The 15158-nt window shown below is 67.3% G+C and carries 15 protein-coding genes; 7 read left to right on the top strand and 8 right to left on the bottom strand.

What is annotated here, in order from left to right:
- The 3 genes from msrA to msrB all read right to left on the bottom strand — a co-directional run.
- Positions 1-705 (bottom strand): peptide-methionine (S)-S-oxide reductase MsrA (msrA, locus tag P3W85_RS31645; RefSeq protein WP_276267666.1); only part of this gene is annotated, 705 nt, incomplete at its 3' end.
- Positions 706-778: 73 nt separating this feature from the next.
- Positions 779-2614: a cytochrome c biogenesis protein DipZ gene (locus P3W85_RS31640; RefSeq protein ID WP_276267665.1), complete on the bottom strand. Its 1836-nt coding sequence runs from the start codon at positions 2612-2614 to the stop codon at positions 779-781.
- 45 nt (positions 2615-2659) lie between these two features.
- Complete coding sequence (gene msrB, locus P3W85_RS31635) at positions 2660-3172, bottom strand: peptide-methionine (R)-S-oxide reductase MsrB (RefSeq protein ID WP_276267664.1); 513 nt, start codon at positions 3170-3172, stop codon at positions 2660-2662.
- Positions 3173-3392: 220 nt separating this feature from the next.
- On the opposite strand from msrB, the gene P3W85_RS31630 reads away from it, so the two are divergent.
- The 3 genes from P3W85_RS31630 (at position 3393) to P3W85_RS31620 (ending at position 6289) form a co-directional block, all read left to right on the top strand.
- A complete protein-coding gene (locus P3W85_RS31630; RefSeq protein WP_017230711.1) occupies positions 3393-4121 on the top strand; it encodes a response regulator transcription factor in 729 nt (242 codons plus the stop codon).
- A gap of 14 nt (positions 4122-4135) precedes the next feature.
- Positions 4136-5662, top strand: coding sequence for a sensor histidine kinase (locus P3W85_RS31625; protein WP_276267667.1), 1527 nt, complete (start codon positions 4136-4138; stop codon positions 5660-5662).
- A gap of 198 nt (positions 5663-5860) precedes the next feature.
- Positions 5861-6289, top strand: a complete 429-nt coding sequence (locus P3W85_RS31620) for a TOBE domain-containing protein (protein ID WP_276267663.1) — start codon at positions 5861-5863, stop codon at positions 6287-6289.
- Between the two features lie 35 nt (positions 6290-6324).
- On the opposite strand, the gene P3W85_RS31615 is transcribed toward P3W85_RS31620, so the two are convergent.
- A complete protein-coding gene (locus P3W85_RS31615) occupies positions 6325-7353 on the bottom strand; it encodes a molybdopterin-dependent oxidoreductase (protein WP_276267662.1) in 1029 nt (342 codons plus the stop codon).
- Positions 7354-7528: 175 nt separating this feature from the next.
- Between P3W85_RS31615 and P3W85_RS31610 the strand changes: the two genes are divergently transcribed.
- Positions 7529-7918, top strand: coding sequence for a winged helix-turn-helix domain-containing protein (locus tag P3W85_RS31610; RefSeq protein WP_276267661.1), 390 nt, complete (start codon positions 7529-7531; stop codon positions 7916-7918).
- Between the two features lie 95 nt (positions 7919-8013).
- On the opposite strand, the gene P3W85_RS31605 is transcribed toward P3W85_RS31610, so the two are convergent.
- On the bottom strand, positions 8014-9375 hold the full coding sequence (locus P3W85_RS31605; RefSeq protein ID WP_276267660.1) for a PLP-dependent aminotransferase family protein: 1362 nt from the start codon (positions 9373-9375) through the stop codon (positions 8014-8016).
- 104 nt (positions 9376-9479) lie between these two features.
- Here P3W85_RS31605 and P3W85_RS31600 point away from each other — a divergent pair, with 104 nt between their 5' ends.
- Entirely contained in the window at positions 9480-10712 is a 1233-nt protein-coding gene (locus tag P3W85_RS31600; RefSeq protein WP_276267659.1) for an MFS transporter, read from the top strand.
- Between the two features lie 102 nt (positions 10713-10814).
- On the opposite strand, the gene P3W85_RS31595 is transcribed toward P3W85_RS31600, so the two are convergent.
- Positions 10815-11714 (bottom strand): LysR family transcriptional regulator, encoded by a 900-nt coding sequence (locus tag P3W85_RS31595; RefSeq protein ID WP_276267658.1) that lies wholly within the window; start codon positions 11712-11714, stop codon positions 10815-10817.
- 202 nt (positions 11715-11916) lie between these two features.
- Between P3W85_RS31595 and P3W85_RS31590 the strand changes: the two genes are divergently transcribed.
- On the top strand, positions 11917-12363 hold the full coding sequence (locus tag P3W85_RS31590; protein ID WP_276267657.1) for a DoxX family protein: 447 nt from the start codon (positions 11917-11919) through the stop codon (positions 12361-12363).
- 187 nt (positions 12364-12550) lie between these two features.
- Here the strand turns inward: P3W85_RS31590 and P3W85_RS31585 are convergent, their stop codons facing one another.
- Both P3W85_RS31585 and P3W85_RS31580 read right to left on the bottom strand, forming a co-directional pair.
- A complete protein-coding gene (locus P3W85_RS31585; RefSeq protein WP_017230027.1) occupies positions 12551-12988 on the bottom strand; it encodes a YciI family protein in 438 nt (145 codons plus the stop codon).
- 113 nt (positions 12989-13101) lie between these two features.
- A complete protein-coding gene (locus P3W85_RS31580; RefSeq protein ID WP_276267656.1) occupies positions 13102-14025 on the bottom strand; it encodes a LysR family transcriptional regulator in 924 nt (307 codons plus the stop codon).
- 124 nt (positions 14026-14149) lie between these two features.
- Between P3W85_RS31580 and P3W85_RS31575 the strand changes: the two genes are divergently transcribed.
- A partial coding sequence (locus P3W85_RS31575; protein ID WP_276267655.1) for a zinc-dependent alcohol dehydrogenase family protein occupies positions 14150-15158 on the top strand: 1009 nt, incomplete at its 3' end.

The raw sequence follows: 15158 nt of genomic DNA, 5'->3' as shown, positions 1-15158 counted from the left end.
GCGATACAGGTCGGGGAACATATGCTTCAGATAGCCGAGCTTCGGCAGGTCGTTGATGACGATGTACGGGTGGGCGGGATGCAGCGTCAGGAAGTTCTGATGGTAATTTTCCGCCGGATAGAAGCCCTTGTAGTCCTCGACGCGGGTGACGATCGGGCCGGAGAAGACATGGGCCTTGCCCAGTTGCGCGATATACGCCTGGGCGACGCTGCGCTGCTCCGGCGTGAGGGGGAACACGGCCGAGCGGTACTGCGTGCCGTGGTCGGGGCCCTGATAGTTGAGCTGGGTCGGATTGTGCGCGACCGAGAAGAAGACCTGCAGCAGGCGGCCATACGTGACCTGTGCCGGATCGAAGGTGACCTGTACCGACTCGGCATGTCCGGTGTTGCCGCCGCTGACCGTCTCGTACTGCGCGGTGGCGGCGGTGCCGCCGGCATAGCCCGAGGTCGCCGACTTGACGCCGCGTACATGCTGGAACACGCCCTGCACGCCCCAGAAGCAGCCTCCGGCAAACACGGCGGTCTCGGTTTGTACGGTAGCCACCTTTTCGTCCAGCGCGGGCGCCGGAATCCTGACGGCGTCTTCCGCCGGGTTCGCCGCGTGCTGCCAGGCCAGCAGGCCCGCCGCCAGCACGATCAGGCCGGCGAGTTTCACGGTGGCCGGGCGGGCCCACCAGGATGACCCGTTTGGCGTGTGCGTTGTCATGATCGACCGTCCTTGTCCTTGAACTGTTTGCAGTGAAGTGAACCGTGCCTTGGTCTGTTGCTGCCGCTCGCATTCAACCAAAGGTGAACGCATAAGCCTCGACGCCGGGGTCCAGGAACTCGATGGCGAAGGTGCGATCCGCCACCTTGCCGGTCTGCCGCACCAGTTGGTAGAGCCGCTGTTCCGTAACCTGCCCGCTGCCGTCCGCCGCCACGTCGGTACCGCGCGCGTCGCCCGGTGCGGCGCCGTCGATGCTGACGCGGAACCGTACCGGCCTGCCGTCCTTGCCTGGCCCGAGCACCAGGTGCAGGTCGCGGGCGTGAAAGCGGTAGATGATGCGGCCGCCTTCCACGGCGAGCGTGGCGTGCTCGGCGCCCACCTGCCAGGTGCCGGCCAGGCCCCAGTCGTTGAGCGCGGGCCGCGCGGGCGCCGTGTAGGCGTGCGGCCGGTCGCGCGCCTCGCCGCCCGGGGAGGCGAAGTTCTCTGCGCGCTCGTAGCCAATGTAGGTTTCGCCGGATTCGACCCCGGCCTTGCCGGCGGCCATCTGTACGCCCTGCACGCCGGCACCGCCCAGGCCGATGGCGACCTTCGCGGCACCGGTGTGGCCGGCTTCGGCCAGCAGTTGCTGGATCACCTTCTCCGATTCAGCATACTCGCCTTCGCCGAAATGGTGATGGCGGATGCGCCCCTGCGCGTCGATGAAATAGTGCGCTGGCCAGTACTGGTTGTTGAAGGCGCGCCAGATCGCGTAGTTGTTGTCGATGGCGACGGGATAGTCGATGCCTAGCTCGCGCGTGGCCTTCTTCACGTTATCGATATTGCGCTCGAAGGCGAACTCCGGCGCGTGCACGCCGATCACCACCAGCCCCTGGTCGCGGTATTTCTGCGCCCACGCCTTCACATAGGGCAGGGTGCGCAGGCAGTTGATGCACGAGTAGGTCCAGAAGTCGACCAGCACGACCTTGCCGCGCAAGCCTTCCGCCGTGAGCGGCGGCGAGTTCAGCCATTGCACGGCGCCCGCCAGCGCGGGCAGCTGGCCTTCCACGGGGAGCGCTGCCGCCCCGCCGCCGGCGGCTGAGGTGCCGCCGGCCCGCATCATCGCGCCGGACGACGCGGCCAGCATGGCGTTGGCATTGCCGGCCCCAGCCGTGGCACCGGTCATGGCCCCGGGGGTGCCCGACAGCCGGTCCACCAGGTGCTGCTCGATGCCGCCGGTGGCTACCGTCGAAATGCGGGCCAGCACACCCGTGTCCAGTCCCAGCCCGATCGCGAGCACGCCAAGCAGCATGGCCGCGCCGATCCCGCGCCGGATCCATTCTCCCGCGCCGAGCGAGCGCTTCATCGCGGTGAAGACCCGGCCGCCGATCAGCAACGCTACCGCCAGCGAGGTTGCCGCGCCGGCCGCGTAGGCGGCCAGTAGCAGCGTGGTGCCAACGCTGGCGCCACGCAGCGCCGCGCCGGTCAGCACCAGGCCGAGGATGGGGCCGGCGCACGGGGCCCACAGCAGGCCGGTGGCGATGCCGAGCAGGAACGACGCGCCCGGGCCGGCCGGCTTGCCATCGCCATGGTCATTGGCCTGGGCAAAGGCGGAGAGCCGGCTGCCGGCGCTCACCAGCGGATGCATCAGCCGCTCGGCGAAGCGCGGCAGCAGCAGCGTCAGGCCGAACACGGCGAGCAAGGCGATCGCCAGCCAGCGGCCGTACTGGTTGGCCTGGGTCACCCAGCCGCCGCCGACCGCGGCCAGCGTTGCCACCGCCGCGAAGGTCAGGGCCATGCCGGCCAGCAGCGGCAGGCCGCTGCGCGCAAAGGGCTGGTCGGCCCGCGCGAACACGAAGGGCAGCACGGGCAGGATGCACGGGCTGAGGATGGTGAGCGCGCCGCCAAGATAGGCAAGGAAGATGAGGAGCATGGGATTCCCTGTATGGTTCTTGAAAAAGACGGGGCCGGCGTGGGCTCACGCGGCCTGCGGCCTGAAGGTCATCGCCAGGCCGTTCATGCAGTAGCGCAGCCCGGTGGGTTTGGGTCCGTCGTCGAACAGGTGGCCCAGGTGGCCGCCGCAGCGCCGGCAGTGCACCTCCGTGCGCGTCATGCCGAAGGACCGGTCCTGGCGGGTTGCCACCGCGTTGTCCAGCGGCGCCCAGAAGCTGGGCCAGCCGGTGCGGCTGTCGAACTTCGTGCGCGACGAGAAGAGATCCAGCTGGCATCCCGCGCAGGCGAATACGCCGGCGCGGTGCTCGTCGTTCAGCGGGCTGCTGTAGGGCCGCTCCGTGCCCTCCTGCCGCAGTACGCTGTACTGTGCCGGGGTCAGCAGCTTGCGCCATTGCTCGTCGGATCTGACCACTTCGAAGGTCTCGGCCGGCTTGCCGGCGTTAGCCTGGCCGGCGGCCAGCGCGCGCCATCCCGTCGCGGCGGCGATGGCCGCCACGGCGGCACCGCCCGATACCAAAAAGCGCCTTCGGCTTCTCATGATGTGCTCCTTGCCTGCATGCGCCGGATCGTTGGGGTAGACCGGTGCGATGGATCGATGGCGCATCGTATGGCTGGGGCGGTCCCGGAGTCCTCACAAAAGGTTAAATTAAATGTGATAACTCGGCGTCTCAAAGTTTTGCACAATAGCTACGCATCCGCGACGCTCGCGGCTTCCTCTGTCACGCGCGGGCCATGCTCGCGCCGAAGGCCTGGAAACAATGGATCACCCCAAGCGCATCCTGATCGTCGAAGACGACGTCGACATCGCCAACGTACTGAGCCTGCACCTGCGCGACGAGCGCTATGAAGTCGTGCACAGCGCCGATGGCAACGAAGGCCTGCGGCTGCTGGAGCAGGGCGGCTGGGACGCGCTGATACTCGACCTGATGCTGCCCGGCGTCGATGGCCTGGAAATCTGCCGGCGCGCCCGCGCGATGACGCGCTACACGCCGATCATCATCACCAGCGCGCGTTCCAGCGAGGTGCACCGCATCCTCGGCCTGGAGCTTGGCGCCGACGACTACCTTGCCAAGCCGTTCTCGGTGCTCGAACTGGTGGCGCGGGTGAAGGCGCTGCTGCGGCGCGTCGATGCGATGGCCAAGGACCTGCGGGTCGACGCGGGCAGCCTGGAGCTTGGCGGCCTGTCGATCGATCCGCTGACGCGCGAGGCCGCCGTGGACGGGCGGCGGATCGAGCTGACGCCGCGCGAATTCGACCTGCTGTATTTCTTCGCCCGGCATCCGGGCAAGGTGTTCTCGCGCATGGACCTGCTGAATGCCGTCTGGGGCTACCAGCACGAGGGCTACGAGCATACGGTCAACACCCATATCAACCGGCTGCGCACCAAGATCGAAGCCGACCCGGCGCAACCCAGCCGCATCCTGACCGTATGGGGGCATGGCTACAAGCTCGCAGCGGGGCCGGCGGCGCAAGGGGACGTACCGTGAACCTGGGCCTGAAGATGAAGCTGAACCCGGACCTCAGCCTGACGCAGCGGCTGTCGATCGTGTTTTCCGTGCTGCTGCTGGCCTGCTGCGGCGCCTCTGCCTGGCTGCAGGTGCGCTCCAACGACATGCGCGAGAAGGAGGTCATCCAGGACCTGTCGCGCGGGCTCGCCGGCAGCATCGCGCGCAATGCTGCGCTGATGGACGCCAACGGGCTGAAGCCGGACGCCTTGCGCCGGCTGTTCGGCCAGTTGATGGTGGTGAACCCCAGCGTCGAGGTCTACCTGCTGGACCGCCAGGGCCGCATCCAGGGGCACGACGCGCCGGCCGGCCACCTGTTGCGCCAGCAGGTGGACCTGCGGCCGGTGCGGCGCCTTCTCGACGGCGAGCCGCTGCCCATCCTGGGGGACGATCCGCGCAGCGCGAGCGGGCGCAAGGTGTTCAGCGCGGCGCCGCTGCGCGTGGGCGGCGCGGAGCCCGCCGGGTATATCTATGTGGTGCTGATGGGCGAGGCGCACGACCAGCTGGCGGCGCGGGCATCGGCCAATTCCGTGCTGCGCACGACGCTGTGGTCGATGGCGCTGGTAGCGCTGCTTGGCCTGCTCGCGGGGCTGATGGCGTTCGGCCTGATCACCCGGCCGCTGCGCCGCCTGACCGAGGCGATGCGCCGGTTCAATGCGGACGGCGCGCCGGATACGCAGCCGCGCGTGCCGCCTGTGCAAAGGCCGCCGTCCGCGAGCCAGCGCGACGAGATCGCCGCGCTCGAAGCCGCCTTCGCGCAGATGGCCGAGCGCATCGCCGAGCAATGGCGCGCGCTGACCCGGCAGGACCAGGAGCGGCGGGAACTGGTCGCCAATATCTCCCATGACCTGCGTACGCCGCTGACCTCGCTCCATGGCTACCTGGAGACGCTGTCGCTGAAGGCCGGTGCGCTGAGCGAGGCCGAACGCCAGCGCTACCTGGCCATCGCACTGGCGCAAAGCGTCAAGGTGGGCCGCCTGGCGCAGTCGCTCTTCGAGCTGGCCCGGCTCGAGCATGGCATCGTGCAGCCGGCGCTGGAGGACTTCTCGCTGGTGGACCTGGTGCAGGACGTGTTCCAGAAGTTCGAGCTGCCGGCGGAGGCGCGGCATGTGCAACTGCGCGCCGGCATTCCGCAGCGCATGCCCACCGTCACCGCCGACCTCGGCATGATCGAGCGCGTGCTGACCAACCTGCTCGACAACGCGATCCGCCATACGCCGGCCGAAGGCGCCATCGATGTCGACCTGGCCTGCCACGACGGCAAGGTATCGGTCACCGTCAGCGACACCGGGCCGGGCATTCCGGCGGCGCTGCGCGACAGCCTGTTCCAGCGCCCGTTCAGCTCGGGCGGCGCGCACCGCGCGGGCGGACTGGGCCTGCTGATCGTGCAGCGCATGCTGCAGCTGCACTGCAGCCAGATCCGGCTGGTGGAGCGCGCCGGCGCGGGGGCGACGTTCTGCTTCGAGCTGCCGGTGGCGGGCGGCGTGCCCGGCGCGGGCAATGGGAAATCCCGCCGCGCTTGACGAGCCCCGGGGGCCACGAGACCCCGCCTGCGCGAGGTTCAGCCGCCGCTGCTCCCGCTGCCCATGGGCGCTGTATGATCCGCCAATCAGATGCGTGAGTACGATGCATTTCCGGCTTCGGCCCCGGCGCTTGCCCGGGAGCCGCGCCGGTCCCTTGCGGCCAGGCAGCGGCCGCGCATGGAACAAGGTGAGGCAAAGATGAAAACCAGCGCAAGAAACAAACTGAGCGGCAAGGTGACCGCGATCAACAAGGGCGCGGTGCACGACGAGATCGAACTCGAGATCGGCGGCAGCGTGAACATCGTCGCCACCATCACCAGCGACAGCACGCAGCGGCTCGGGCTTGCCGTGGGCAAGGAAGCCATTGCGCTGATCAAGGCGTCGTCCGTGATCGTGGGCGTGCCCGAGCCGGACATGCTGCTGTCCGCCCGCAACCAGATCGCGGGCACGGTGTCGGGCATCAAGATCGGCGCGGTCAATGCCGAGGTCGTCATCGGCCTGAAGCAGGGCGGCGAGATCGTGGCCATCATCACCAACGACAGCGTGGCCAGCCTGGGGCTGGTGGAAGGCGGCGCGGCCGTCGCCATCTTCAAGGCTTCCAGCGTGCTGCTGGCCACCCGCGCCTGAGGCTGTGTCCAGCCTGTTCCGGTGCCTTCCTGCGCTTATTGGGCAGGCGGCGCCGCGAACACTTCCAGGCTGATGAGTTTCGACACGTAGCGCCCGGCCTTGCCATCGTTGGGCAGCACCAGCCGGGCAAAGCCGCTGGTGGTCAGCGGCGCGCCATCCATTTCATAGGCGATCAGGTCCGGCTGGTTACCGAAGCCGGGCTCGATCTCGCCTAGCGAAATCAGGGCCTTGTAGCCGTCGCTGCCGGTCGCCACCACGTACATGGCCAGCACGTCGTTCTTCACCGCGGGGTTGGTGGCCAGGCCGACCGTGTTCAGCAGGTTCCACAGGCTCACGCCGGTGTAGGTACTGGCGCCCACCGTGCGCGTCACCGCCGGCAGCGCCTTCAGGGCGGCCAGGTCGAAGGCGGCGGGCTGCTTCACCGCGCCCGTCACGCCGAACTGCGAGGAAGGCGCGCCGCCGGTGCCCGCCACCGCCGAGCCGGAGGCGCGGACATCCAGCCGGAGCAGGCCGGACACGTAGCGTCCGCCCTTGCCGTCGCCGGGCGCGGTCGCGCGCAGCAGGCCGTCGGCCGCCAGCGGGGCGGCGGCGCCATTCACGGTTTCGCTATAGACCACCTGGCTGGCCCGGTTGCCGACATCCGGCTTCAACTCGCCGAGCGAGAACACCGCCTTGTAGCCATCCGCGCCGGTGGCCAGCACGTACTTGCCGAGCACATCGTTCCTGACCGCGGCATCGGTCTGGATGCCCATGCCATCCAGCAGGTTCCACAGCGCCGTTCCCACGTAGGTGTGGGTTTGCGTGCCACTGCCGCTGCCATAGGTCACGGTCTGGGTCGCGGCGGGAAGGGCGCGCAGTTGCGTCATCGTCAGCGTGGCCGGCCGGTCGAGCGCGCCGCTCACCTGGAGCTGGCGCTCCGCCTGGGCAGGCTGCGTGACAGGCGCGGCTGCCGTGGCCGGCGTTTCGGCATCGGAGCCGCCGCAGGCCACCAGCAGCAGCGGTACGAAGGCAGCACCGAGGCACGCGGACAGCGGGCGCTTCAGCTTGATCATATGGATGAACATGTGGATCTCCCCCATTGGATGCATTGGATGTCTTGTATCTGGTTTTTCTGAAATCGATATATTCAACAAAATATAACGATTGCGCAATCCTTTCCTTCAGGGGGCCATCGGGCTATCGGCTGTCCGGATCGTTCGCCTATTCCTTGAGTGCGGCCGGCCGAGGTACCATGCCGCCATGGTCAAACTTGCTCGCTCACGAACCTCGGTCAGCCCGGACACGCCGCAGGCGCTTTTCCGCATGCGCATCATGCTCGGCGGGACGATTGCCATTGGACCCGGCAAGGTCGCGCTGCTGGAGGCGATCCGGGAATGCGGCTCCATTTCCGCCGCGGCCAAGCGCCTGGAAATGTCCTACAAGCGCGCCTGGGACCTGCTCAACGAAATCAACCGGTCCCTGCAGCAGCCGGCCGTCGATTCCGAACATGGCGGCGCGCAGGGCGGCGGCACCGTGCTGACACCGGTCGGCGAGGAAGTGATCCGGCTCTACCGCAGCGCCGAGCTGCGCGCGGCCAAGGCCTGCGCGGACGAGACCGAAGCGCTGATCAGGCTGCTGGCCAGGCCCTGACGGCTGGTATCCGCGTGCGGCGCCGGAGCGGCGGCAAGCTGCGCGGTTTTTCTTTCGATTTCTCGGGCGTAGCGAACCGAGTTGCCATTTGCGCGCTATTGCTGTGCAAAGGGCGGGCCATTCAACGTCTCGGCCACCGTCTGCAGTCCCAACTCGAGTTGACGAATGGTCGCGGGCGCCGCCATCGCGATTCTTACCGTACGCCTCACCGGGACGCTTGGCGCCGCAAACGCCGACAAAGGCGTGATATGCACGCCGCGTCGCGCCAACGCGAAAACGAGGTCATCCGGTCTCCAGTGCTCTGGAAGATCAAGCAACAGATGGAAGCTGGCGGGATGCGCCGTGACGGGCCACGACCCCAGAATCCTTCTCGCGAGGTCCTGGCGCAACCTTGCTTCCTGGCGTTTCGCCACGATCCAGTTCCCTAGCGTGCCATCCCGCATCCAGGCGGTGGCGAGTGCCACGGCGATGGCGCTCGCAGACCACATCGTGGCGCGAAGCCCCTCATGCAGCCGTTGCCGAACCCGTTCCGGCGCGACCATGTAGCCCACCCGCAGCCCTGGCGCGGCACTTTTCGACAGGCTATGGATTTCGATCACGCAATCCGGCGCCAGGCTGCGCAGCGACGGCGGCGGCGAAGCTTCGAGAAAGCCGTACACGCTGTCGTCGACCAGCAGCAAGCCGTGACGCCGCGCAACCTCGATCAAAGCGAGCCTCCGCTCAAGCGGCATCACCGCACCCGTGGGGTTGTGAACCGTGGGCATCGTGTAGACCAGGCGGACTCGGCCTGCATGCTGCCGGCAGACGGCATCGAGCGACTCCGGCACGATGCCGGCGGCGTCCATCTGCACGCCGGCCAAGGGGATGCCCAATAGCTTCGCCGCACTCTTGAAGCCGGGGTAGGTCAGGGATTCGACGGCGACCAGGTCGCGCGCCGTGACCAGCGCTGCCAGGACAACACTGAGCGCATGCTGGCTTCCTCCGCAAACCATGATATCCGCGGCGGCGATTGGGGCGCCGTCGAGGGAAAACCAGCTTGCCGCTGCCTCCCTGTCCTCGCGGCGTCCCGGATGCGGGTGATAGTCGAGAAGCGCCGACAGGTCCCCCTTGTCCGACAAAGCACGCAGCGCATGGCGCAACTGTGCCGCCTGCTCCGGCAGGACAGGGTAGTTGAACGCCAGGTCGACCAAGCCGGGTTCACGCTCGCTGGTTTGCGAGAACTCGGCCGCGACCTGCGTTTCGAGCGTGCGGACGAAGGTGCCCCGGCCGACTTCGCCGATCGCCAGGCCACGTTCAATGAGCGCGCTATAGACCCGCGCGACGGTCGCCGCGGCGATGCCGTGCTCGTCCGCATAGTCGCGGTGCGGCATCAGACGGCTGCCGGCGGGGAGTGAGCCATCCTGGATGAGCGCCGCAAGTCTTTCGACGTGTTCCCGGTATCGGGCGGGAGCAGCCATATATTCTCGGATTGATATTAGTGCAATTAAATCATTGCACTAATAACAGGGAATGGCAATACTCCCTCCAATACCCCCTCCGTCGATCATCAACAACGAACCTCATGGGTGACTCTGTATCCGCTCCCGCCGCGAAGCTCGGCGCATGGCCCGTCCGGGTGGTGGCATTGACGCTTTTCCTTATCACCGGCGCAGTGAATCTGCAGGCGCCGCTTTACGCAACCTATGCGCGGGCAAGTCAAATGGGCACCGGCGCGCTAACGCTGGCTTTCGCCTGCTACGTGGCCGGCCTGGTGCCCACACTGATTTTCCTTGGCGGGCTATCGGACCGCGTGGGGCGGAAATGGCCTCTGATCGCTGCGCTGTTGCTCACCGCCACGGCCACCTCCTTGCCAATGATCTGGCCTCGGCTCGAAGCGGTCGCGGCCGCACGAGGCTTGTGCGGCATCGCGACGGGACTGATGGCCGGGAGCGGAACGCAGTTCCTGGTCGAATTGATCGGACCCCGGCCAGACGCGACCGCCCGCGCTGCCCGCATCGTCGCTGCGGCCACGTCCCTGGGCTTCGGTTGCGGAGCGCTTGCGACCGGCCTCTGCATATTGGCGGTTCCGTCCCAGGAGACACCCGCGACGTATGGTGCGTATCTATTCCTTGCGGCTTGTGGGCTGACCCTGCTCGGCAGGATCGGCGAGCCGGCGTTCACGCGCTCGTCAGCATGGCTTCGCACGCCTGTCTTTCCCCGTGAGGCGTTCGCCTATAGCCTCGCAATCCTCATTGCATGGTCGGCAGTCGGAGTTGTGATTGCGCTCGTGCCGGCCGCGCTCGCGTCGCATGGACATGAGGTATGGACGGGATTCTCCACGTTCTTCGTGATTTCAACCGGGCTCGTTGTTCAGCCCCTGGCGCGCAAGCTATCGCCTCCGCGGTCGCTGCGCCTTGGCATGCTGCTGGTACCGATCGGCTTTACGGTATTGGTCGCGGGGGTGGTCTGGTCGTCGTTGCCGCTGCTGCTGTCCGGCGCAATGCTCACGGGCTCGGCTTGCTATGGTTTTACCTATCTGGCAGGCCTCGCCGCGATTTCGGCCTCGTCGACCAACGCCAACCGGGCACGGGCAAGTTCCGGCTATTTCCTTTTTGCGTATTTCGGCTTCAGCGTGCCGGTCATCGCGAGCGGCGCGCTGGCGGATCAGGTTGGCGTACGTTCGACCCTCTATCTTTTTGACGGCGGACTCCTGTTGGCGACCATCCTGCTCGCCGTGCTGATGATGCTGCAGTCGCGTCGGGAAGCGTTTTCGTCCGGTTCCGCACCGTCTGGTGGATCGGCGCGAACCCGGTGACGTGCTGATCGTGACAAGACCGGAGCGGCCCGGCACAAACGCGATGAATCGAGTGCGCGCATGCGCATGCCCCGCACCGGAAACCCGGCGCAAGCAATGCGCTCAGCCGCCAGCCTGCGCGGCGAAGCGGGCGATCAGCCAGGCGGCGGCAGGGCCGGGCGGCGTATCGGTGCGGTAGATCGCGTGGAAGGGGTAGGGGATGCCCTGGTGGTCGGGCAGGTCGAGCAGCACCAGGCGGCCGCTATCGAGATCTTCCTGCACCATCGGCACCGGCATATTGCCCCAGCCGATGCTCTCGCGCAGCAGCATATGCTTGGCGCCAAGATCGGCCAGGCGCCACGTGTGCGGGCTGACCACGGCGAAGTCTACGCCGCGCGTGAGCGCGGAACGATCGGACAGCACCAGTTGCACGTGATGGCGTCCCGCGCCTGGCGGGTTCCGGCCGCCCTGGGCCAGCGGATGGTCCGGCGCCGCCACCGGCCGCAGCGGCACGCTGCCGATGGCAATGCGCTCGATGCCGGCCACGCCTTCGCTCGGCGGCCCGCTGACGCCAATCGTGGCCGCGCGGTCCAGCACCAGCTGCGTCACCGCGCCGAGCGCCTCCATGTGCAGGTGAAGGGACACCGTCGGGAAGGCTTCGCGGAATGCCTTCAGGGCGTCGACCACGCGCGCGGCGGGCAGCATCACGTCCAGCACCAGGTGAATCTCCGCTTCCAGGCCTTGCAGCAACCCTCTGACTTTCGCGCGCAGCCCGTCGACGCCGTTGTAGATCGTGCGCGCCTCCGCCAGCACGGTGCGGCCGGCCTCGGTCAGCTGCGGCTTTTTCGTGGTCTTGCGGTCGAACAGCGCTACCCCGAGCTGGTTCTCCAGGTTGGCGATGGTGTAGCTGATGACCGAGGTCGCCCGGCTCAGCTTGCGCGCCGCCCCGGCGAAGCTGCCGACATCCACCACGGTCAGGAAGACTTTCAGCTGATCTAGCGTGGGGGTGCCGGGGTTGATCATCTTATCGATTTTATCGAACGTTTCGATTCATATTATCCCAGTTTCGAGATCATGGAAACGCGCCTACAGTTCCTCCATCGGTTGTGCGACGCAACGCAACGCGGCGTAACAGCCTGAACAGCCAGGTCCGCATATCTCGCATACGGGCCTCGAAGCAACCGGTCCGCCATGGTGGCGCGGCCGCACCGAATGGAGAATCGTCATGTCCCAAGCTGCTCAACTCAATGCCCAGTCCCGTCCCCTTGACAACGCCGACTCCGCCGCCGCGGCGGGTCTGGCACTGCTTGGCCGTGTGCTGGTCAGCGCCATCTTCCTGCTGTCCGGTGCATCCAAGCTGGCCGCGCCGGCGGCCATGATCGGCTATATCCAGTCGGTGGGATTGCCGCTCCCGCAGGTGGCGCTGGCGATTGCCATCGTGGTGGAGGTCGTGGGCGGCCTGGCCCTGGTGCTGGGCTATCGCACCCGCGCCGTGGCCGCCGTTCTGGCCGTCTTTAGCGTAGCCACCGCGCTGGCGTTCCACTCCCACCTGGCCGACCAGAACCAGTTCATCCACTTCTTCAAGAACATCGCGATGGCTGGCGGATTGCTGCAGATCGTTGTCTATGGCGCCGGCCGCTTCAGCCTCGATGCACGCCGCGGCAATGCCTGAGGCTGGTGTGATCGGCCGGTAACGGCGAAATGGCGGGGGCGGAAAGCGATGCTTGTCCGCCCGTTGCTGCCATGTGGGACTTGTCGTCCCCGGTGTGATCTTCCATGCGCCGGGCAATCATGATGCCCGGCCTGTGCGCGGGTCGGCCCATCGGCTCTCGATCGCCGCCGCCTCACCCGCGCTCGCATCAGCCCTGCTTTTTCCCCAGGCTTTCGACCTCGGCGCGCAGGCGCTCTTCCTGGGCCCGCAACTCGGGTGTGAGTTCGTCGCCGAAATCGGCGGTCTCGAACAGCGGGCGAATTTCGATCTCGGCGTCGCCTTCCATGGGGTTGGGGCAGCGCCGGACCCATTCGACGGCCTCCTCCATCGACTTGACCTGCCACAGCCAGAACCCGGCGACGAGTTCCTTGGTCTCCGTGAACGGCCCGTCTACCACGGTTCGCTGGCTGCCCGAGAAGCGCACCCGTTTGCCCCTGGCGCTCGGGTGCAGGCCCTCGCCGGCAAGCATCACGCCTGCCTTGACGAGTTCTTCGTTGAACTTGCCCATCGCGGCAAGCAGTTCCGTGCCGGGCATCTTGCCGGCCTCCGATTGGCTCGTAGCCTTCACCATCACCATGACACGCATCGTCGTCACTCCTTGAGTCGGTTGTTGAAGCCGCATACCCCGAAGTCGATCCAGGCTCGACGGGCTGCTCTGATACTACGACGAATCGGGACGGCTGGAATCGACACGTATATCTAGCAAGGCTGCTCGTTCCCGCTTGCCAGCGCGCCCGGGATATCCGCCATCAGCGCATCGATCACCACCCGCATCCGCGACGGCAGGTAACGCGTCTGCTGCCACGCCAGGTGCATGCCGATGCGCGTGCCCGGCAAGCCGGGCAGTACCTTGGCGAGCGCCCCCGTGCGCAGCGGTTCGGCGATCAGCCAGCACGGCAGGCGCGCGATGCCCGCGCCTGCCTGCGCCGTCGCCAGAATGGTTTCCAGGTCGTCGAAGCGCAGCCGGTGCGGAATCACGACGTCGCGCGGTACGCCCTGCTCGTCGGGCAGCGGCCATGCCATCTCGCGCCGTCCGTTCGCGTAGAAAATGCCTTCGTGTCCGGCCAGGTCCGCGACGCTCCGCGGCGTGCCGCGCCGCGCCAGGTAGGCGGGCGACGCGCACAGCGTCATGACCTGCGTGCCCAAATGCCGCGCGACCATCGCGGAATCGTCGCCCAGCGTGCCGCTGCGCACCACCAGGTCGACGCCTTCCTCCACCAGGTCGGTCACGCGGTCGGTGAAACTCACCTGCAGCTCGATCTGCGGATAGCGTTGCGCCACCGCCAGCAGTACCGGTGCGATGCAGCGCCTGCCGAAAAGCACCGGCGCGCTGAGATGCACGCGCCCTTGCGGGTCGCGCTGTCCCGCGTGCAGCGATGCCTCGCCGGCATCGAGCTCCGCAAGCGCCCGCACGCAGCGTTCGTAGAACGCATGCCCGTCTTCGGTCAGGCTCTGGCTGCGCGTGGTCCGGTGAAAGAGCCGCGCGCCCAGCCGCTCCTCCAATCGCGCAATGCTCTTGCCGATGGCCGAACGCGTCAGGTGCATGCGCTGTGCCGCCAGCGCGAAGCTGCCGGCTTCCGCGGCCTGGACGAAAGCGGCAACGCCGCTCAGGCGATCGCTCATGGTTTAGTTTTCGTTGGCATTTCGATTGGTTCTATTTTATCTCCAGTGAGTCGAATTTTCTCCCGCACCGTCGCCCTTGTGGCGTCGATAAACTGCTCCCATCGCATGAAATCAAGGAGCAACGATGCACCAGACGAACCGGCAAGCGATGCGCAAATGGGTCCTGCATGCAGCAGGTATCAACCACCTGTCCCTGGAGGCCGCGGCAATCCCGACTCCCGGTCCCGGGGAAATCGTGGTGCGGGTCGAGGCGGTATCGCTCAACTACCGCGACCTGGACGTGATCGAGCGGAAGGAGGCCAACGGGGCGCCGCTCCTGCCGCTGACGCCGGGCTCGGACATGGCGGGCAAGGTGGTATCGGCCGGGCCGGACGTGTCGCGGTTCCAGGAGGGGGATGCTGTGCTGGGTACCTTCTGGGCCGGCTGGATCGACGGCGATTGCCCGCCGGAGGCGCGCTCCCTGAGCGGCTCGCTACCCGGCGTGCTGACGGAATATGTAATGTTGCATGAAACGTGGGCTGTACATGCGCCCCAAACGCTGAACGCGGTTGAAGCGGCTACGCTGCCCTGCGCGGCACTGACTGCCTGGTTCGCGCTGGTGGAGCAGGGCAAGCTGCATGCGGGGCAGACAGTGGTGATGCAGGGCACCGGCGGCGTTGCCCTGTTCGGGCTGCAGATCGCCAGGGCACATGGTGCGCGGGTGATCGTCACTTCGGGCAGCGATGCCAAGCTCGAGCGAGCGCTGGCGCTCGGGGCCAGCGATGTCATCAACCGCACTGCCACGCCCGACTGGGCCGCAGCCGTGCGCGAGCTGACGGGCGGGCGCGGGGCGGATCATGTGTTCGAGCTGGCCGGAGGCGACAACCTCGGCGCGTCGGTACGCGCGGTACGCCAGGGAGGGCGGATCTCCGTGATCGGGGTGCTGGGCGGCTATGCGATGTCGGCGCCGAGCGTGCCGATGTTCCTCGGGCGTCCGACCATCCAGGGCATCGGCGTCGGGCACCGGCGGGCACTGGAAGAACTGGTGCGCGCGATCGATTTCGCGGGCATCAAGCCGGTGATCGATTCGGTCTATGCGTTCGACCAACTGCCGGACGCACTGGCGCATCTGGAGCGCGGCGCGTTTGGGAAGC

The sequence above is a fragment of the Cupriavidus basilensis genome (assembly GCF_029335485.1).
GTDB classification, from domain to species: Bacteria; Pseudomonadota; Gammaproteobacteria; order Burkholderiales; family Burkholderiaceae; genus Cupriavidus; species Cupriavidus basilensis_E.
Note: the sequence above shows the minus strand (reverse complement) of the source record. Positions and strands in the feature narration are given on the sequence as shown.